The organism is Streptomyces sp. cg40, from assembly GCF_050320165.1.
GTDB classification, from domain to species: Bacteria; Actinomycetota; Actinomycetes; order Streptomycetales; family Streptomycetaceae; genus Streptomyces; species Streptomyces hokutonensis.
This window is the reverse complement of the sequence record NZ_CP190128.1, coordinates 3,036,627-3,052,926: the sequence shown is the minus strand read 5'-3', so window position 1 is coordinate 3,052,926 and position 16,300 is coordinate 3,036,627. Positions and strand designations below refer to the sequence as shown.

The following is a 16,300-nucleotide window of genomic DNA, read 5'->3' as shown; positions in this document are numbered from 1 at the left end:
CAGTGCATGGACGCGATGCGGCTCATCGTGACGAGCAGGCGCGCCCTGGCCGGAAGCGGGGACGTGCCGGGGACCATGACCGAGGTGTGGCAGGCGCAGGCCCTCGCCCAGGCGATCGGCAGCCGCCTCGCGGTCTTCGGCCCGCCCGAACTGCGCGGTGAGGCGCTGGGGTTGACCGAGCTGGCGGGCCGGGGCTGCGGCGTCCTCGACACGCCAGTGCTGGCGATAGAGGACTTACGGGCGGCGCAGCTCACCGAGTTGGGCGATGCCCGGCTCGCTCTCCTCTGCCTCGGCGGCCTGCTCGGCGAGGTCGGCATCGCCCTGGTCGGCATCGCCTGCGCGGCGGACGACGAGGGCACGTACTGGCAGTGCATGGAGGCGATCGACGCGGCCGACGAGTCGCGGGACCGGGTCCTGGAGATGCTGCGAAGACTGGCGGACCGGGAGCGGGCGGAGCCGGCGGAGATACCGGAGCGGGAGGCGGGGTGAGAGAGACGTCCGCCTCCGGCGCCGCAGAAGCGTCAGACGGTCGCGCCGCCCTCCTCGGCGGACACCGACCCCGTGCTTCCGGCCGACTGCAGATCCGCGTCGAGGGCGGACAGGTCCGCGTTCAGTGACGCCATCAGCTCCTCCATCTGCTGCAACAACCCCTTCGGTTGTGCGGGCCCGCCCTGCTGCGGCACGGCTTCTTCGGACATGACGGCCTCCTCGGCCCGTGGCCTCCGAGAGCGGAGGCCGATGCGGGTGACGCCCCGACGTCGCCTTGCCGGTGCGGGAATCCGGGCGGTCCGGCTCCGCCCGAGCCAACGATCATCACCGGGGCGGGTCACTGGCACGGGCAGTCCCCGTGCGCACGGTTGACGCAATTTCACCCGACCGGGCAGGAGTGGGGCCGCGGGGACCGGTGGGGTTGACCGGCACCCCGGAGTGCAGGATGGAGACATGGATCTCCGTATCTTCACCGAGCCCCAGCAGGGGGCCACCTACGACACCCTGCTCGCCGTGGCCAAGGCCACCGAGGATCTGGGCTTCGACGCCTTTTTTCGGTCTGATCATTTTCTGAGCATGGGGTCGGGGGACGGCCTCCCCGGCCCCACCGACGCCTGGCTCACCCTGGCCGGCCTCGCCCGCGAGACCAAGCGGATCCGCCTCGGCACCCTGATGACGGCCGGCACCTTCCGCCTCCCCGGCGTCCTCGCCATCCAGGTCGCGCAGGTCGACCAGATGTCGGGCGGCCGGGTCGAACTCGGCCTGGGCGCGGGCTGGTTCGAGCAGGAGCACAAGGCGTACGGCATCCCCTTCCCCAAGGAGAAGTTCGCCCGCCTTGAGGAGCAGCTCGCGATCGTCACCGGCCTCTGGGAGACCAAGCCCGGCGACACCTTCGACTACCACGGCACCTACTACGACCTGACCGACTCGCCCGCGCTGCCCAAGCCCGCGCAGTCCCGGATCCCCGTGCTGATCGGCGGCCACGGCGCGAGCCGTACCCCGAAGCTGGCCGCGCGGTACGCCGACGAGTTCAACATGCCGTTCGCCTCGATCGAGGACAGCGAGCGGCAGTTCGGCCGGGTCCGCGCCGCCGCCGAGGCGGCCGGCCGCAAGGCGGACGACCTGATCTACTCCAACGCCCTCGTCGTCTGCGTCGGCAAGGACGACCAGGAGGTCGCCCGCCGCGCCGCCGTGATCGGCCGCGAGGTCGACGAGCTCAAGGCCAACGGCCTGGCGGGCTCCCCGTCCGAGGTCGTCGACAAGATCGGCCGCTACGCCGAGACCGGCTCCCGGCGCGTCTACCTCCAGGTCCTCGACCTCGACGACCTGGACCACCTGGAGCTGATCTCGTCCCAGGTGCAGTCGCAGCTGTCGTAGCACCGCGAGGGCGGGGCAGGGGGTACCACCTCCGAAAAAGTGTGTCACTTTCAGGGCAAAGTGACACACTTTTTCAGTACCCCTACCTCGCCCCCACCTCGGCGGAGGCCGCCGCCGGCACCCCCGCGCCGACGGCCGGCCGCCGGCCCGGGAGGAACGCGGCCAGGGCCAGGGCCGCCAGGGCCGCCGCCGAACCGATGCCCATGATCACGCGGAAACCGTCGTGGGAGGGGACCGTCAGCGAGCCGAACGTCGTCGTCATGTGTGCCAGTACGACTCCGGCGACGGCGCTGGAGGCGGACGTACCGATGGACCGCATCAGGCTGTTGAGGCTGTTCGCGGCGGCCGTCTCCGACAGCGGCACGGCCCCCATGATGAGCGCGGGCATCGCGCCGTAGGCGAGACCGACCCCGGCGGAGATCACGCAGCACACCACGACGACCTGCCAGACCGCGGCCAGCATGACGACGCCGAGGCCGTAACCCGCGGCCACGATCAGCGCGCCCAGCATGAGGGTGACCCGGGGCCCGGCCGCCGCCGAGATCCGGGCGGACAGCGGTGCCGTGGCCATCATGACCAGGCCGGAGGGGCCGAGCGTGAGGCCCGCCGCGAGCACGGTCTGGCCGAGGCCGTAGCCGGTGAGCGTGGGCAGTTGGAGCAGCTGCGGCACGGCCAGCGACATGGCGAACATGGCGAAGCCGAACACCACGGACGCTAGGTTCGTCAGCAGCACCTGGCGCCGCGCGCTGGTCCGCAGATCGACCAGCGGCCGATCGGTGCGCAGCTCCCACCAGCCCCACACCAGCAGCACGACGACGGCCACCACGAACAGGCCGGTCGTCGTCCCGCTGCCCCAGCCCCAGTCCGCCCCCTTGGAGACGGCGAGCAGCAGACACACCAGACCGATCGACATCCCGACGCCGCCCACGACGTCGAACCGGCCGCCGCTGCGCACCGCCGACTCCGGTACGAGCGTCACGACGAGCGCGGTCACGACGGCGCCCAGCACCGCCGCCGTCCAGAACAGCACGTGCCAGTCCGCCTTCTCGGCGATGAACGCGGCCGTCGGCAGCCCCAGCGCGCCGCCCACCCCGAGCGAGGCGCTCATCAGCGCGGTCGCCGATCCCAGCCGCTCGGGCGGGAGTTCGTCGCGCATGATGCTGATGCCGAGCGGGATGACCGCCATCGAGAAGCCCTGGAGCGCCCGTCCGACGATCATCGGCGCGAGCGAGTCGCTGAGCGCGCCGACCACCGAACCCGCTATCAGCAGCACGAGGTTGAGCAGCAGCATCCGCCGCTTGCCGTACATGTCCCCGAGCCGCCCGACCACCGGGTTGGCGACCGCACCGGCCAGCAGGGTCGCGGTGATCGCCCAAGTGGCGTCGGACGGCGAGGAGTTCAGCAGCTTCGGCAGTTCGGGCACGATCGGGATGATCAGCGTCTGCATCAGCGAGACGGTGATCCCACCGAGGGCCAGGACCCAGACGACGGCGCCGGAGCGCCCGGCCCCCTCGGCGGTCGGGGTGGGGATGGCGGACGCGGACATGGCGAAGCCTCCGGCTGATGCGTGCGAGACACGGGGCTGAACGAAACGAGTCTGGCATGTTTTTCGTACGCCATACGCAAAATAATGGGAGCCAGGCCCGGAAAGTGCCGGAGCGGTAGCCTTCCCCTGTCCGGGCACGGCTGTCGCGGACGGAGAGGCGCAACGGATGACGCAGGTGGCGACGGGTTCCGGCCGCCGGGGCAGGGGGCGCCCGCCCCGGCTGTCACGGGAGCGGATCGTCGAGGGCGCGGTCGAGGTACTGCTCGCCGAACCGGCCGTCTCCCTCACCATCAAGCGGGTCGCCGACGCCGTCGGCGCCGCCCCCATGGCCCTCTACCGCTACTTCCCGGACCGCGACGCCCTCCTCCAGGCGGCAGCCGACCACGTCCTCGAAGCCATGCGCCGCGACCCCATCCCCGAGGGCCCCTGGCCCGACCGCCTCCGCGCCTGGATGCGCGCCGGGCAGGCCAACCTCCGCCCCTACCCCCAGCTCATGCCGTACATGACGACGACCCGGCACCCCGCCTGGATCCCCGGGCTGACCCGCCTGCGCGAGATCCTCACGCCGGCCGGCCTCTCCGCCGGGGACCTGGCGCTGGCCGTCACCCTCATCTGCTCGACGATGACCGGCCACGCCGTCTACGAGGGCTACCGCAGACCCGACGAGGAGATGACCGCCCTCCTCGACGACGCCCCCGACCCCGCGACGGACGCCCTCCGCCCCCTCCTCGCCGGCCTCCCCGCCGCCCACGCCCGCCTCTTCGACACGATCGTCGAGCAGACGGTCACGACGGTGGAACGGCTGGCGGGGAACCCCGCGCAATAACCGAAGGCACAGCTCGCCCACCCTGTGCGAAGGTGGAACGGTCGTCCTGCCGAGCCCCCGGGATCACCGACCCCGGGGGCTCTCGCACGCACGGCACCGCACTCATCCACCCGTCGGAGAGGTCCTCCGCATGTTCCTGACGATCAGTACCACCGGCACCCCCGAACTCCCCGCCACCGACCTCGGGTTCCTGCTGCACAAGCATCCCGAGAAGGCGCAGGCGTTCTCCACGTCCTACGGCCAGGCGTACGTCCTCTACCCCGAGGCGGATGCCGGGCGCTGCACGGCGGCGCTGTTGCTGGAGGTCGACGCGGTGGCACTGGTCCGGCGCGGCAAGGGCAAGGGGCGCGGCGGAGCGCCCGACGCGGCGCTCGCGCAGTACGTCAACGACCGCCCGTACGCGGCCTCTTCACTGCTCGCCGTCGCCCTCAGCGCGGTCTTCTCCAGCGCCATGCGCGGGGTGTGCAACGCCCGCCCCGAGCGCGCCGCCCGGCCGCTGCCGCTGCGCATCGAGGTACCCGCACTGCCCGCCAGGGGCGGAGCCGACCTCGTACGGAAGCTCTTCGCACCCCTCGGCTGGACGGTCACCGCCCAACCGGTCGCGCTGGACGCCGAGTTTCCCGAGTGGGGCGACTCGCGGTACGTGAGCCTCGTACTGGAGTCGCAGACGCTGACCCTCGCCGAGGCGCTGCGCCACCTCTACGTCCTGCTCCCGGTCCTCGACGACGCCAAGCACTACTGGGTGGCCCCCGACGAGGTCGACAAACTGCTGCGCGCCGGCGAGGGCTGGCTGCCCGCGCACCCCGAGCAGAAGCTGATCACCAGCCGTTATCTGTCCCGCCGTTGGTCCCTCACCCGGGAGGCCATGGAGCGGCTGGAACTGGTACGGCTCGCCGAGGCCGACGACAGCGGGGTCGAGGAGATCGACAACGCCGTCGCGCCGGAGACCGAGACCGAGGAGAAGCCGACACCGCTCGCCGTGCAGCGCCGGGACGCGATCGTCGAGGCGCTCAAGGCGTCCGGCGCCGGCCGCGTGCTCGATCTCGGCTGCGGGCAGGGCCAGTTGGTGCAGGCGCTGCTCAAGGACACCCGGTTCACGGAGATCGTCGGCACCGACGTGTCGATGCGCGCGCTCACCATCGCGAGCCGCCGCCTCAAGCTCGACCGCATGGGGGAGCGGCAGTCCTCGCGCGTCCAGCTCTTCCAGAGTTCGCTCGCCTACACCGACAACCGTCTCAAGGGGTACGACGCCGCCGTGCTCAGCGAGGTGATCGAGCACCTCGACCTGCCCCGGCTGCCGGCACTGGAGTACGCGGTGTTCGGCGCCGCCCGCCCCAGGACGGTCGTCGTCACCACCCCGAACGTCGAGTACAACGTCCGCTGGGAGACCCTCCCGGCCGGACACGTCCGGCACGGCGACCACCGCTTCGAGTGGACGCGCGCGGAGTTCGCGGAGTGGGCGGCGAAGGTGGGCCAACGGCACGGCTACGAGGTCGAGTTCGTACCCGTCGGACCCGACGACCCCGAAGTCGGACCGCCCACCCAGATGGCGGTCTTCAAGCAGCAGACGATCACGAAGGAGGCGAAGGCGGCATGACCGAGACACAGGTTTCGAAGAACGAGAAGCGGGGGCGGGTCCTGCCCGTCACCGACCTCTCCCTCGTGGTCCTGATCGGTGCCTCCGGCTCCGGCAAGTCCACCTTCGCGCACCGCCACTTCAAGCCCACCGAGATCATCTCCTCGGACTTCTGCCGCGGCCTGGTCTCCGACGACGAGAACGACCAGAGCGCCACCCGGGACGCCTTCGACGTCCTGCACTACATCGCGGGCAAGCGCCTCGCCGCCGGCCGCCGCACGGTCGTCGACGCGACCAGCGTGCAGCAGGACAGCCGGCGCCAACTGATCGATCTGGCAAAGCAGTTCGACGTCCTGCCCATCGCCATCGTGCTCGACGTGCCGGAGGAGGTGTGCGCCGAGCGCAACGCCACGCGCTCCGACCGCGCCGACATGCCGCGCCGCGTCATCACCCGCCACACCCGCGAACTCCGCCGCTCCCTGCGGGGCTTGGAGCGCGAGGGCTTCCGCAAGGTGCACGTCCTGCGCGGTGTCGAGGACATCGAGAACGCCACGATCGTCACCGAGAAGCGCTTCAACGACCTGACCCACCTCACCGGCCCCTTCGACATTATCGGCGACATCCACGGCTGCGCCGCCGAACTGGAGACCCTGCTCGGCAAGTTGGGCTACGACGACGGCGTCCACCCGGCGGGCCGTACGGCCGTCTTCGTCGGCGACCTCGTCGACCGCGGCCCCGACTCGCCCGGCGTACTGCGCCGCGTGATGTCCATGGTCGGGTCGGGCAACGCGCTGTGCGTACCGGGCAACCACGAGAACAAGTACGGCCGCCACCTCAAGGGCCGCAAGGTCCAGCACACCCACGGCCTCGCCGAGACGATCGAGCAGATGGAGGAGGAGACCGACGCATTCCGTTCCCAGGTGAGGGAGTTCATCGACGGACTCGTCAGCCACTACGTCCTCGACGGCGGCCGACTGGTGGTCTGCCACGCCGGTCTGCCCGAGAAGTACCACGGCCGCACCTCCGGCCGGGTCCGCTCGCACGCGCTGTACGGCGACACGACCGGCGAGACCGACGAGTTCGGCCTGCCCGTGCGCTACCCGTGGGCCGAGGACTACCGGGGCCGCGCGGCCGTCGTCTACGGCCACACCCCGGTCCCCGAGGCCACCTGGCTCAACAACACCATCTGCCTCGACACGGGCGCCGTCTTCGGCGGCAAGCTCACCGCGCTGCGCTGGCCGGAGCGGGAGCTGGTCGACGTACCGGCCGAGCAGGTCTGGTACGAGCCGACCCGCCCGCTGCGCTCGGAGGCCCCCGGCGGCCACGACGGCCGCCCGCTCGACCTGGCGGACGTGCACGGCCGACGAGTGGTGGAGACCCGGCACGCCGGCCGGGTGTCGGTCCGCGAGGAGAACGCGGCGGCGGCCCTGGAGGTCATGAGCCGCTTCGCGATCGACCCGCGCCTGCTGCCGTACCTGCCGCCGACGATGGCGCCGACGGCGACCTCGCGTGTCGACGGCTACTTGGAGCACCCGGCGGAGGCGTTCGCGCAGTACGCGGAGGACGGGGTGACGCGGGTCGTGTGCGAGGAGAAGCACATGGGCTCGCGGGCGGTGACGCTGGTGTGCCGGGACGCGGAGACGGCGGCGAAGCGGTTCGGTGTCGAGGGCGGCCCGACGGGCTCGCTCCACACCCGCACGGGCCGCCCCTTCTTCGACGACCCGACGGTCACGGAGGAGATCCTCGGCCGACTGCGGGCGGCGCTGGACGCGGCAGACCTCTGGACGGCTCTCGACACCGACTGGGTGCTGCTGGACGCGGAGTTGATGCCGTGGTCGCTGAAGGCGTCCGGGCTGCTGCGCGGTCAGTACGCGGCGGTCGGCGCGGCGGCCGGGGCGGTGTTCCCGGGCGCGCTGGCCGCGCTGGAGGGTGCCGCCGGACGGGGCGTGGACGTCACGGACCTCCTCTCCCGGCAGCGCGAACGGGCCGCCGACGCATCGGCGTTCACGGACGCGTACCGCCGCTACTGCTGGCCGACCGAGGGCCTCGACGGTGTCCGCCTGGCCCCGTTCCAGCTCCTCGCGGTCCAGGGCCGCAGCCTCGCCGCACTCCCGCACGACGAACAACTCGCCCTGCTGGACCGGCTGGTGGAACACGACAGCACCGGCCTGCTCCAGACCACCCGCCGCCTGTACGTCGACACCGGCGACCCCGAGTCGATCCAGGCGGGCGTCGACTGGTGGCTGGAGATGACCGGCCGGGGCGGCGAGGGCATGGTCGTCAAGCCGGTGGGCGCGGTGGTACGCGACGCATCGGGCCGCCTGGTCCAACCGGGCATCAAGTGCCGTGGCCGCGAGTACCTGCGGATCATCTACGGCCCCGAGTACACCCGCCCCGACAACCTCACCCGCCTGCGCGGACGTTTCCTGAACCACAAGCGCTCGCTGGCGATCCGGGAGTACGCACTCGGTCTGGAGGCCCTCGACCGACTGGCGGAGGGCGAGCCGCTGTGGCGGGTGCATGAGGCGGTGTTCGGGGTATTGGCGCTGGAGTCGGAGCCGGTGGACCCGAGGCTGTAGCCGCTGGGGGCTCCGCCCCCAGCCCCTCCGCTTCCGACCCACCCGACTCGGCCGTTTTGACGGTCACTCTTTAAGAGACAGCAAACGGGTGGGTGGGTGGGAAAGGTCTTTCAACCCACCAACCGCAACCGCTCCCCACAAACCCCGACCCCCACCACCTGCCCCCACGTCAACTCCACCGCATCCCCCTCCATCCCGTCCCCGAACACAATCAACTGCTCCGACTCCACAGTGAGTTGAAGCGAAGCGGACCCGGACAGCTCGCCGGCGACCAGCGACGTCCCCGTCGCCGGCGAAGGCCAAGCCTCCCGTACGAACCACACCAGCCGGTCCTCCGAGGGGTGTGGCAGGGCGAGGGCACTGCCCCGCTCCTGCCACACCGACCGGAGCCACCCCGTGGCCCCGGTGCCCGTTCCCACGAGCACCCCGGAGGATGCCTGGGTCTCGACGACACCCCCGTCGCCCTCCAGACCCAGGCGGTATCGGGCCGTCTGATGACCGACGGCTCCCAGATAGATCTCGTTGAGCGCGACCAGCCGCTGCGTGTCGTCGGCGACGGCCTCGACCATGGTCAGTTCGTCCACCCCCGTACGGGCCGCACCGGCGGACGCCAGCAGGACGCCCGCGTCCGACGGCCGGTGCCGCACCAGGACCCCCGGGTTGCGCCCGGGATCCGTGTCGAAGCCCAACACCGGTTGCCCGGTGAGGTACTTGGCGACATTCGCCACCAGCCCGTCCTGCCCGACCACGACCACCACGTCCTCCGGCGCGAAGAGGAACCGGTCCAGGTCGGCCCGTTCCACCTGCGTCTGACGCCACGTCAGCGGTACTGACGACGAGACCTCGGCCAGCGCCCGGCGCGTCCGGCGGTGCCGTTCGGCGACCTCCTCGATGTCCCGGCCGCGCGACCGCAGGAAGTACGCGGCCTGGCCGTGCGTCCCGTGCCGGGCCACCAACTCCTCGTACTCCGTGGTCCGGTGGACGAGGACGACCCGCGGTGCGAGGCTCACGCGCCGGCCTCGCCGCCACCGGCACCGAGCCTGGCGAGCAGCCCCGTCAGCACGTCCGGCGAGATCGTGACGCTGTCGATGTTCGGCAGGTTCTCCGCGAGCCGCGTTCCGGTGAGCGCGTGAAGAGTGGCGACGTCGACGTCGGCGTGCACCCGCAGCCAGGCCGCCTGGGCGTACGCCCGCGCGTCGCCCACCTCGCGCGAACCCTCCGCCTCGGCACGGGCCAGCCGTACGGAACGCGCCGCCTCGGCGTCGGCCAGCCGTACCGTACGGGTCGCCTCCGCCTCCGCGCGGACCCCGTCGGCCGCCGCGTGCTCCTCGGCCTCGCGGCGGGCGTTGGTGCCGCGCTGGTCGACCAACTGCTCCTCGCGGCGGGCGAGTTCGATCTGGCTGTCGAGCTCGTTCTCGGCGATCGCGCGTTCGCGCTCGACGGCCACCGCGCGCCGCTCGTAGGTCGCCTTGTCCGCCTCCTGCTGGATCTGCTCGCGGGCCGGGGTGCGCAGCGCCCGCTCCACCTCGGGCTCGGGCCGCAGCGCCATCACGCGGACGGCGACCACCTCGATGCCGGTCGCGGGCAACCTGGGTTCGGTGCCGAGCCCGGCCGCGATCCGTTCCCGTACCGCTGTCACCCCGTCGACGAGTGCGGACGCCAACGGCGTCCGGGCCAGCACCGCCAGCGCGTGCTGCTGGGCCGTCTCGGTCAGCAGGGTGCCCAGCTGTTCCAGGGGCGCGCCTCTCCACACCCCCGTGTCCGGGTCGACCGAGAAGTCGAGCCGTGCGGAGGCGAGGGCCGGGTCGCTGATGCGGTAGGTGACGGTCGCCTGGACCGCCACGTCCTGGAAGTCGGACGTACGGGCGTGGAAGGTCATGGCCAACTCCCGGTCGTCGACCGGTACTTCGGAGAGCGCGGCGGTCAACGCCCGGAACCAGAAGCTGAGTCCGGGCCCGTCGTGCAGCAACTTGCCCGAGCGGTGGTGGCGGATGTGCGCCGTCGGAGCCCCGCGCAGGTGGCGCCAGCCCAGGCGCCGGGTGATGTCGGCCATCAGAGTCCCTCAGATCCGGTCAGAAGATCCCGTGGGATCCCGCATCGATCTCGTCAGTAAGACGATAATCGCCCGGCGCACTTGTCGTCAAGAGGACGAGAACAAGTGGCAGTACGACAAGTAGGGGGTGAACTCGGTCGGAGATGGTCAGGATGGAGACATGGCACTCCATGTCGACTCCGAGACCGGGCGGCTGCGCCGCGTCATCCTGCACCGGCCGGATCTCGAGCTCAAAAGGCTCACCCCCAGCAACAAGGACGCCCTCCTCTTCGACGACGTGCTCTGGGTGCGCCGGGCGCGCGCCGAGCATGACGGCTTCGCGGACGTGCTGCGCGACCGCGGCGTCGCGGTCCACCTCTTCGGCGACCTGCTCGCCGAGGCCCTGGCGATCCCGGCGGCCCGGTCACTGGTCCTGGACCGCGTCTTCGACGAGAAGGAGTACGGCCCCCTCGCCACCGACCACCTCCGCGCCGCCTTCGAGGCGCTGCCCGCGCCCGAACTGGCCGAGGCGCTGGTCGGCGGCATGACCAAGCGCGAGTTCCTGGAGGCCCATGCGGAGCCGACCTCCGTCCGCTTCCACGTCATGGACCTCGACGACTTCCTCCTCGCCCCCCTCCCCAACCACCTCTTCACGCGCGACACCTCCGCCTGGATCTACGACGGCGTCTCCGTCAACGCGATGCGCTGGCCGGCCCGGCAGCGCGAGACCGTCCACTTCGAGGCGATCTACCGGCACCACCCGCTCTTCCGTACCGAGAAGTTCCACGTCTGGTCCGAGGGGCAGGCCGACTACCCGTCCACCATCGAGGGCGGGGATGTCCTCGTCATCGGCAACGGCGCTGTGCTCATCGGCATGAGCGAGCGCACCACCCCGCAGGCCGTCGAGATGCTCGCGCACAAGCTGTTCGCCGAGGGTTCCGCACGCACGATCGTGGCGCTCGACATCCCCAAGCAGCGCGCCTTCATGCACCTCGACACGGTGATGACGATGGTCGACGGCGACACCTTCACCCAGTACGCGGGGCTCGGCATGCTGCGGTCGTACACCATCGAACCGGGCGTCGGCGACAAGGAGTTGAAGGTCACCGACCACCCGCCGGAGCACATGCACCGGGCCATCGCCGCCGCCCTCGGGCTGGACGGGATCCGGGTCCTGACCGCCACCCAGGACGTGCACGCCGCCGCGCGCGAGCAGTGGGACGACGGCTGCAACGTCCTCGCCGTCGAGCCGGGAGTCGTCGTCGCCTACGAGCGCAACGCCACCACCAACACGTTCCTGCGCAAGCAGGGCATCGAGGTGATCGAGATCCCGGGCAGCGAACTGGGCAGGGGCCGGGGCGGGCCGCGCTGCATGAGCTGCCCGGTCGAACGTGAGGCCGTATAGAAATTCGAGGTATCGTATAGAATTCCAATAGTCCCTGTTCTTGTGTACCCCTGTACCCGCACCGATGGAGCGCCCCCATGGCGACAGTCCCGACCGCCCTCGCCGGCCGCCACTTCCTCAAGGAGCTGGACTTCTCCGAGGAGGAGTTCCGCGGCCTGATCGAGCTGGCCGCCGAGCTGAAGGCCGCCAAGAAGGCCGGGGGCGAGACGCGGTACCTGTCGGGGAAGAACATCGCGCTGATCTTCGAGAAGACCTCGACGCGCACCCGCTGCGCGTTCGAGGTCGCCGCGGCCGACCAGGGCGCCTCGACCACCTACCTCGACCCGTCGGGCTCGCAGATCGGGCACAAGGAGTCCGTCAAGGACACCGCGCGCGTGCTCGGCCGGATGTACGACGGCATCGAGTACCGCGGGGACAGCCAGGCCGCCGTGGAGGAGCTGGGCGCGTACGCGGGCGTCCCGGTCTTCAACGGGCTCACCGACGACTGGCACCCCACCCAGATGCTCGCCGACGTGCTCACCATGACCGAGCACAGCGACAGGCCCCTGAAGGAGATCGCCTTCGCCTACCTCGGCGACGCCCGCTTCAACATGGGCAACTCCTACCTGGTCACCGGCGCGCTGCTCGGCATGGACGTACGGATCGTCGCCCCGAAGTCCTACTGGCCCGCCGAGGAGATCGTCACCGCGGCCCGCGCGCTCGCCGAGCGGAGCGGAGCGCGCCTCACGCTCACCGAGGGGGTCGAGGACGGGGTGGCGGGCGCCGACTTCGTCGTCACCGACGTGTGGGTCTCGATGGGCGAGCCCAAGCAGGTCTGGGACGAGCGGATCGCGGCCCTCGCGCCGTACGCCGTGACCATGGACGTCCTGCGGGCCACCGGCAACCCGGACGTCAAGTTCCTGCACTGCCTGCCGGCCTTCCACGACCTCGGCACCAAGGTCGGCCGCGAGATATACGAGACCCACGGCCTGGACTCGCTGGAGGTCACGGACGAGGTCTTCGAGTCGGCCCACTCGGTCGTCTTCGACCAGGCGGAGAACCGGCTGCACACGATCAAGGCGGTCCTGGTGGCGACGCTCGCCTGATCAGTCCTTGAAACGCGGTACGGCTATCCCGCCGGACGCCACTGCGCCGGTACGACGGGCAGCCGGAACCACACCGCCTTGCCCGACTCGGTGGGGCGGTGGCCGCAGGACGAGCTGAGCGCGCGGATCAGCAGCAGGCCGCGCCCGTGCTCCTGCCAGGGGTCGGGCTCCTCGTCGGCGGGCTTGGTCAGACTCACGGGCGGCTCCGGGTCGGGGTCGTGCACCTCGACCCGGCAGCCGGAGGGCAGCAGCTCGACCACGAGCTCTATGGGGGCGTCACCGGCGGTGTGCTCCACCGCGTTCGCGACCAGCTCCGCCGTCAGCAGCTCCGCGGTGTCACTGTCGGCCGCGTGCTTCACCTCGGAGAGAGCCGTACGGACCAGTGCGCGGGCCACCGGCACGGCCGCGGCGGTGTGCGGCAGTGCGATGCGCCAGGAGGCGGAGGCGGAGGGGCGTTCTTGCAAGGCGGGTCCGTTCATGGAGCAGGCTGTCCTGCTTTCAACTATATGAATGGTACGGCGCCCTTTGTCAGGGTCTCTCGGCGGGCGCCGTACGGGACCTTCGTCCCGGTACCGAGCGGCATACCCGGTAAAACGCCCGCCCTCGCACGACAGCTCCCCTTGTTACCGCGCTATTGACATCTCGTGACAACAACGCCCTCGGGCCCCGTCCGAAACGGGGCCCGAGGGCGTTCTTCGCGAGAGGGGATCAGGCCAGATCGGCCATCCCCGCCGTGAGCGTCGCGCCGTCCGCCGGGTCGATCACCAGGAACGCACCCGTGCGGCGGGAGACCGCGTAGTCGTCGAGCGCGAGCGGCTCGGCGGTGCGCAGGGTGATCCGGCCCAGGTCGTTCGCGGTCAGCTCGGCGGCACCGCCGAGATCGCGTACGACGGCCTTCACCGTCCGCGTCGTGTGCCGCAGCAGCACCCGGTCGCCGACCCGCAGCGGCCGGTCGGCCAGATGGCACACGGCGGCCCGGACGTCCTGGGTGAGCACGGGCGCGTCGACCTCCGCGGTGATCATGTCGCCGCGCGACACGTCTCGTTGGTCGGCGAGCCGCAGACTCACCGACTGGGGCGCATGGGCCGCTTCGGAGCCGGTACCGAGCACGGAGATGCCGGTGATCTCGGAGGTCTCACCGGACGGATGCACCGTCACCCGGTCCCCGACCCGCAGCGAGCCGGACACCAACTGCCCCGCGTACCAACGGACTTCACCGTCCCGGATCACGTACTGCACGGGGAAACGGGCCGGCGCGTCGGACGGATCGGCGCCCACCGGGACGTTCTCCAGGAACTCCAGCAGGGCCGGTCCCTCGTACCAGTCCATGTGCCTGGAACGGTCCACCACGTTGTCGCCGACCAGCGCCGACACCGGGATCGGTGTGAAGGACGGCAGCCCCAACTCGGCCGCGTGGCCCGCGAATTCCTCCACGATCCGCTCGAACACCGCCTGCTCGTACCCGACCAGGTCCATCTTGTTGACGGCGAGCACCACGTGCGGCACCCGCAACAGCGCGGCCACGGCGGCATGCCGCAGCGTCTGTTCCACGACACCGTTGCGCGCGTCGATCAGCACGATCGCCAGCTCGGCGGTGGAGGCACCGGTGACCATGTTGCGGGTGTACTGCACATGCCCCGGGGTGTCGGCGAGGATGAACCGGCGCCGGGGGGTGGCGAAGTAGCGGTACGCCACGTCGATGGTGATGCCCTGTTCGCGTTCGGCGCGCAGGCCGTCGGTGAGGAGGGCGAGGTCGGGTGCGTCCTGGCCGCGGTCGGCCGACACCCGCTGTACGGCTTCGAGTTGGTCGGTGAGGACCGACTTGGAGTCGTGCAACAGCCGTCCTACGAGCGTGGACTTGCCGTCGTCGACCGAACCGGCCGTCGCGAACCGCAGCGTGTCGATGGTGGTCGTGCTCATGGTTAGAAGTACCCCTCGCGCTTGCGGTCTTCCATCGCGGCCTCGGACAGCTTGTCGTCGGCACGCGTGGCGCCCCGCTCGGTGAGCCGGGAGGCCGCTATCTCGGCGATCACGTCGTCGAGCGTGGCGGCCCCGGAATCGACGGCACCCGTGCACGACATGTCACCGACAGTTCGGTACCGGACCTGGCGTTTCTCGACGGTCTCGTCCGCCTTGGGCCCGCCCCACTCACCAGCGGTCAGCCACATACCGCCCCGGTTGAAGACCTCGCGGTAGTGCGCGAAGTAGATGTCGGGCAGCTCGATGCCCTCGCGGGCGATGTACTGCCAGACGTCCAGCTCGGTCCAGTTGGACAGCGGGAACACCCGGACGTGCTCGCCGGGTGCGTGCCGCCCGTTGTAGAGGTTCCACAGCTCGGGCCGCTGCCTGCGCGGGTCCCACTGGGAGAACTCGTCCCGGAGGGAGAACACCCGCTCCTTCGCCCTGGCCTTCTCCTCGTCGCGCCGCCCACCACCGAAGACCGCGTCGAAGCGCTCGCCTTGGATCTTCTCCGTCAACGGCAGGGTCTGGAGCGGGTTGCGGGTCCCGTCGGGCCGTTCGCGGAGCACACCGCGGTCGATGTAGTCCTGTACGGAGGCCACATGGAGGCGCAGCCCATGTGCGGCGACCACACGGTCGCGGTACTCAAGGACCTCGGGGAAGTTGTGTCCGGTGTCCACGTGCAGCAGGGAGAAGGGAACGGGCGCCGGAGCGAACGCCTTCAGCGCCAGGTGCAGCATGACGATCGAGTCCTTGCCGCCGGAGAAGAGAATCACCGGCCGCTCGAACTCACCCGCCACCTCACGGAAGATGTGCACCGCCTCGGACTCCAGAGCGTCCAGGTGCGAGAGCGTGAAGGTCACAGCAGCCCCCGCTCGGCCAGCACCGCGTACACCGCGTCCGCCGACTCCTGCGGGCTCTGCGTCTGCGTCGGCAGCGTGAGCGCCGGGTCCGTGGGCGGCTCGTACGGGTCGTCGACGCCGGTGAGACCGGTCAGCGCGCCCGCGGCCTGGCGGGCGTAGAGCCCCTTGACGTCGCGCTCGCTGCACACCTCCACGGGCGTCGCGACATGCACCTCGATGTACGGCGTCCCGCTCGCCTCGTGGCGCTTGCGGACGGCCTCGCGGCTGTCGGCGTACGGGGCGATGACCGGGACGACGGAGAGCACGCCGTTGCGGGCGAGCACCTCGGAGACGAGGCCGATGCGCTGCACATTGGTGTTGCGGTCCTCGCGGGAGAAGCCGAGGCCGGCCGAGAGGAAGCGGCGTACCTCGTCGCCGTCGAGGACCTCCACGCGATGCCCTTCGGCTCTCAGGCGGTCGCTCAGATGCTGGGCGATCGTCGTCTTGCCCGCACTCGGCAGTCCGGTGAGCCAGACGGTGGCTCCCTGAGCCCTTGCCGTGGTGGTCATGCGCAACAGTCCTCT

General features: G+C 71.0%; 15 protein-coding genes. 7 read left to right on the top strand and 8 right to left on the bottom strand.

Translation table 11 applies throughout. The features are described from left to right. Positions 1–6: 6 nt before the first annotated feature. Complete coding sequence (locus tag ACQHII_RS13235) at positions 7–489, top strand: DUF6099 family protein (RefSeq protein WP_427919508.1); 483 nt, start codon at positions 7–9, stop codon at positions 487–489. Between the two features lie 32 nt (positions 490–521). Here the strand turns inward: ACQHII_RS13235 and ACQHII_RS13230 are convergent, their stop codons facing one another. Continuing rightward, positions 522–698, bottom strand: a complete 177-nt coding sequence (locus tag ACQHII_RS13230) for a hypothetical protein (RefSeq protein ID WP_200812174.1) — start codon at positions 696–698, stop codon at positions 522–524. Between the two features lie 244 nt (positions 699–942). Between ACQHII_RS13230 and ACQHII_RS13225 the strand changes: the two genes are divergently transcribed. Further along, a complete protein-coding gene (locus tag ACQHII_RS13225; protein ID WP_427919507.1) occupies positions 943–1,866 on the top strand; it encodes an LLM class F420-dependent oxidoreductase in 924 nt (307 codons plus the stop codon). Between the two features lie 82 nt (positions 1,867–1,948). Here the strand turns inward: ACQHII_RS13225 and ACQHII_RS13220 are convergent, their stop codons facing one another. After that, positions 1,949–3,412, bottom strand: a complete 1,464-nt coding sequence (locus tag ACQHII_RS13220) for an MFS transporter (protein ID WP_427919506.1) — start codon at positions 3,410–3,412, stop codon at positions 1,949–1,951. A 166-nt stretch (positions 3,413–3,578) separates the two neighbouring features. On the opposite strand from ACQHII_RS13220, the gene ACQHII_RS13215 reads away from it, so the two are divergent. The 3 genes from ACQHII_RS13215 (at position 3,579) to ACQHII_RS13205 (ending at position 8,393) form a co-directional block, all read left to right on the top strand. Then, a complete protein-coding gene (locus ACQHII_RS13215) occupies positions 3,579–4,238 on the top strand; it encodes a TetR/AcrR family transcriptional regulator (RefSeq protein WP_427919505.1) in 660 nt (219 codons plus the stop codon). Positions 4,239–4,368: 130 nt separating this feature from the next. Next, complete coding sequence (locus tag ACQHII_RS13210; RefSeq protein ID WP_427919504.1) at positions 4,369–5,835, top strand: 3' terminal RNA ribose 2'-O-methyltransferase Hen1; 1,467 nt, start codon at positions 4,369–4,371, stop codon at positions 5,833–5,835. After that, positions 5,832–8,393 carry a polynucleotide kinase-phosphatase gene (locus ACQHII_RS13205; RefSeq protein WP_427919503.1) on the top strand — a complete coding sequence of 854 codons (2,562 nt, stop codon included), beginning with the start codon at positions 5,832–5,834 and terminating at the stop codon, positions 8,391–8,393. The genes ACQHII_RS13210 and ACQHII_RS13205 overlap by 4 nt, the downstream gene beginning before the upstream one ends. 110 nt (positions 8,394–8,503) lie before the next feature. On the opposite strand, the gene ACQHII_RS13200 is transcribed toward ACQHII_RS13205, so the two are convergent. Next, complete coding sequence (locus ACQHII_RS13200; protein ID WP_427919502.1) at positions 8,504–9,403, bottom strand: hypothetical protein; 900 nt, start codon at positions 9,401–9,403, stop codon at positions 8,504–8,506. Next, positions 9,400–10,446, bottom strand: a complete 1,047-nt coding sequence (locus ACQHII_RS13195; protein ID WP_427919501.1) for an SPFH domain-containing protein — start codon at positions 10,444–10,446, stop codon at positions 9,400–9,402. Before ACQHII_RS13195 ends, ACQHII_RS13200 begins: the two co-directional genes overlap by 4 nt. 160 nt (positions 10,447–10,606) lie before the next feature. On the opposite strand from ACQHII_RS13195, the gene ACQHII_RS13190 reads away from it, so the two are divergent. Further along, on the top strand, positions 10,607–11,830 hold the full coding sequence (locus ACQHII_RS13190; protein WP_427919500.1) for an arginine deiminase: 1,224 nt from the start codon (positions 10,607–10,609) through the stop codon (positions 11,828–11,830). A 77-nt stretch (positions 11,831–11,907) separates the two neighbouring features. Further along, positions 11,908–12,915 carry an ornithine carbamoyltransferase gene (gene argF / locus ACQHII_RS13185; RefSeq protein WP_427919499.1) on the top strand — a complete coding sequence of 336 codons (1,008 nt, stop codon included), beginning with the start codon at positions 11,908–11,910 and terminating at the stop codon, positions 12,913–12,915. 23 nt (positions 12,916–12,938) lie between these two features. Here argF and ACQHII_RS13180 read toward each other — a convergent pair whose 3' ends face one another. The 4 genes from ACQHII_RS13180 to cysC form a co-directional block, all read right to left on the bottom strand. Then, on the bottom strand, positions 12,939–13,394 hold the full coding sequence (locus ACQHII_RS13180) for an ATP-binding protein (protein ID WP_427919498.1): 456 nt from the start codon (positions 13,392–13,394) through the stop codon (positions 12,939–12,941). A gap of 229 nt (positions 13,395–13,623) precedes the next feature. Further along, a complete protein-coding gene (locus ACQHII_RS13175; RefSeq protein ID WP_427919497.1) occupies positions 13,624–14,835 on the bottom strand; it encodes a sulfate adenylyltransferase subunit 1 in 1,212 nt (403 codons plus the stop codon). 2 nt (positions 14,836–14,837) lie between these two features. After that, complete coding sequence (gene cysD / locus ACQHII_RS13170; protein WP_427919496.1) at positions 14,838–15,737, bottom strand: sulfate adenylyltransferase subunit CysD; 900 nt, start codon at positions 15,735–15,737, stop codon at positions 14,838–14,840. After that, a complete protein-coding gene (gene cysC / locus ACQHII_RS13165; protein WP_200716405.1) occupies positions 15,734–16,285 on the bottom strand; it encodes an adenylyl-sulfate kinase in 552 nt (183 codons plus the stop codon). Before cysC ends, cysD begins: the two co-directional genes overlap by 4 nt. Positions 16,286–16,300 lie beyond the last annotated feature (15 nt).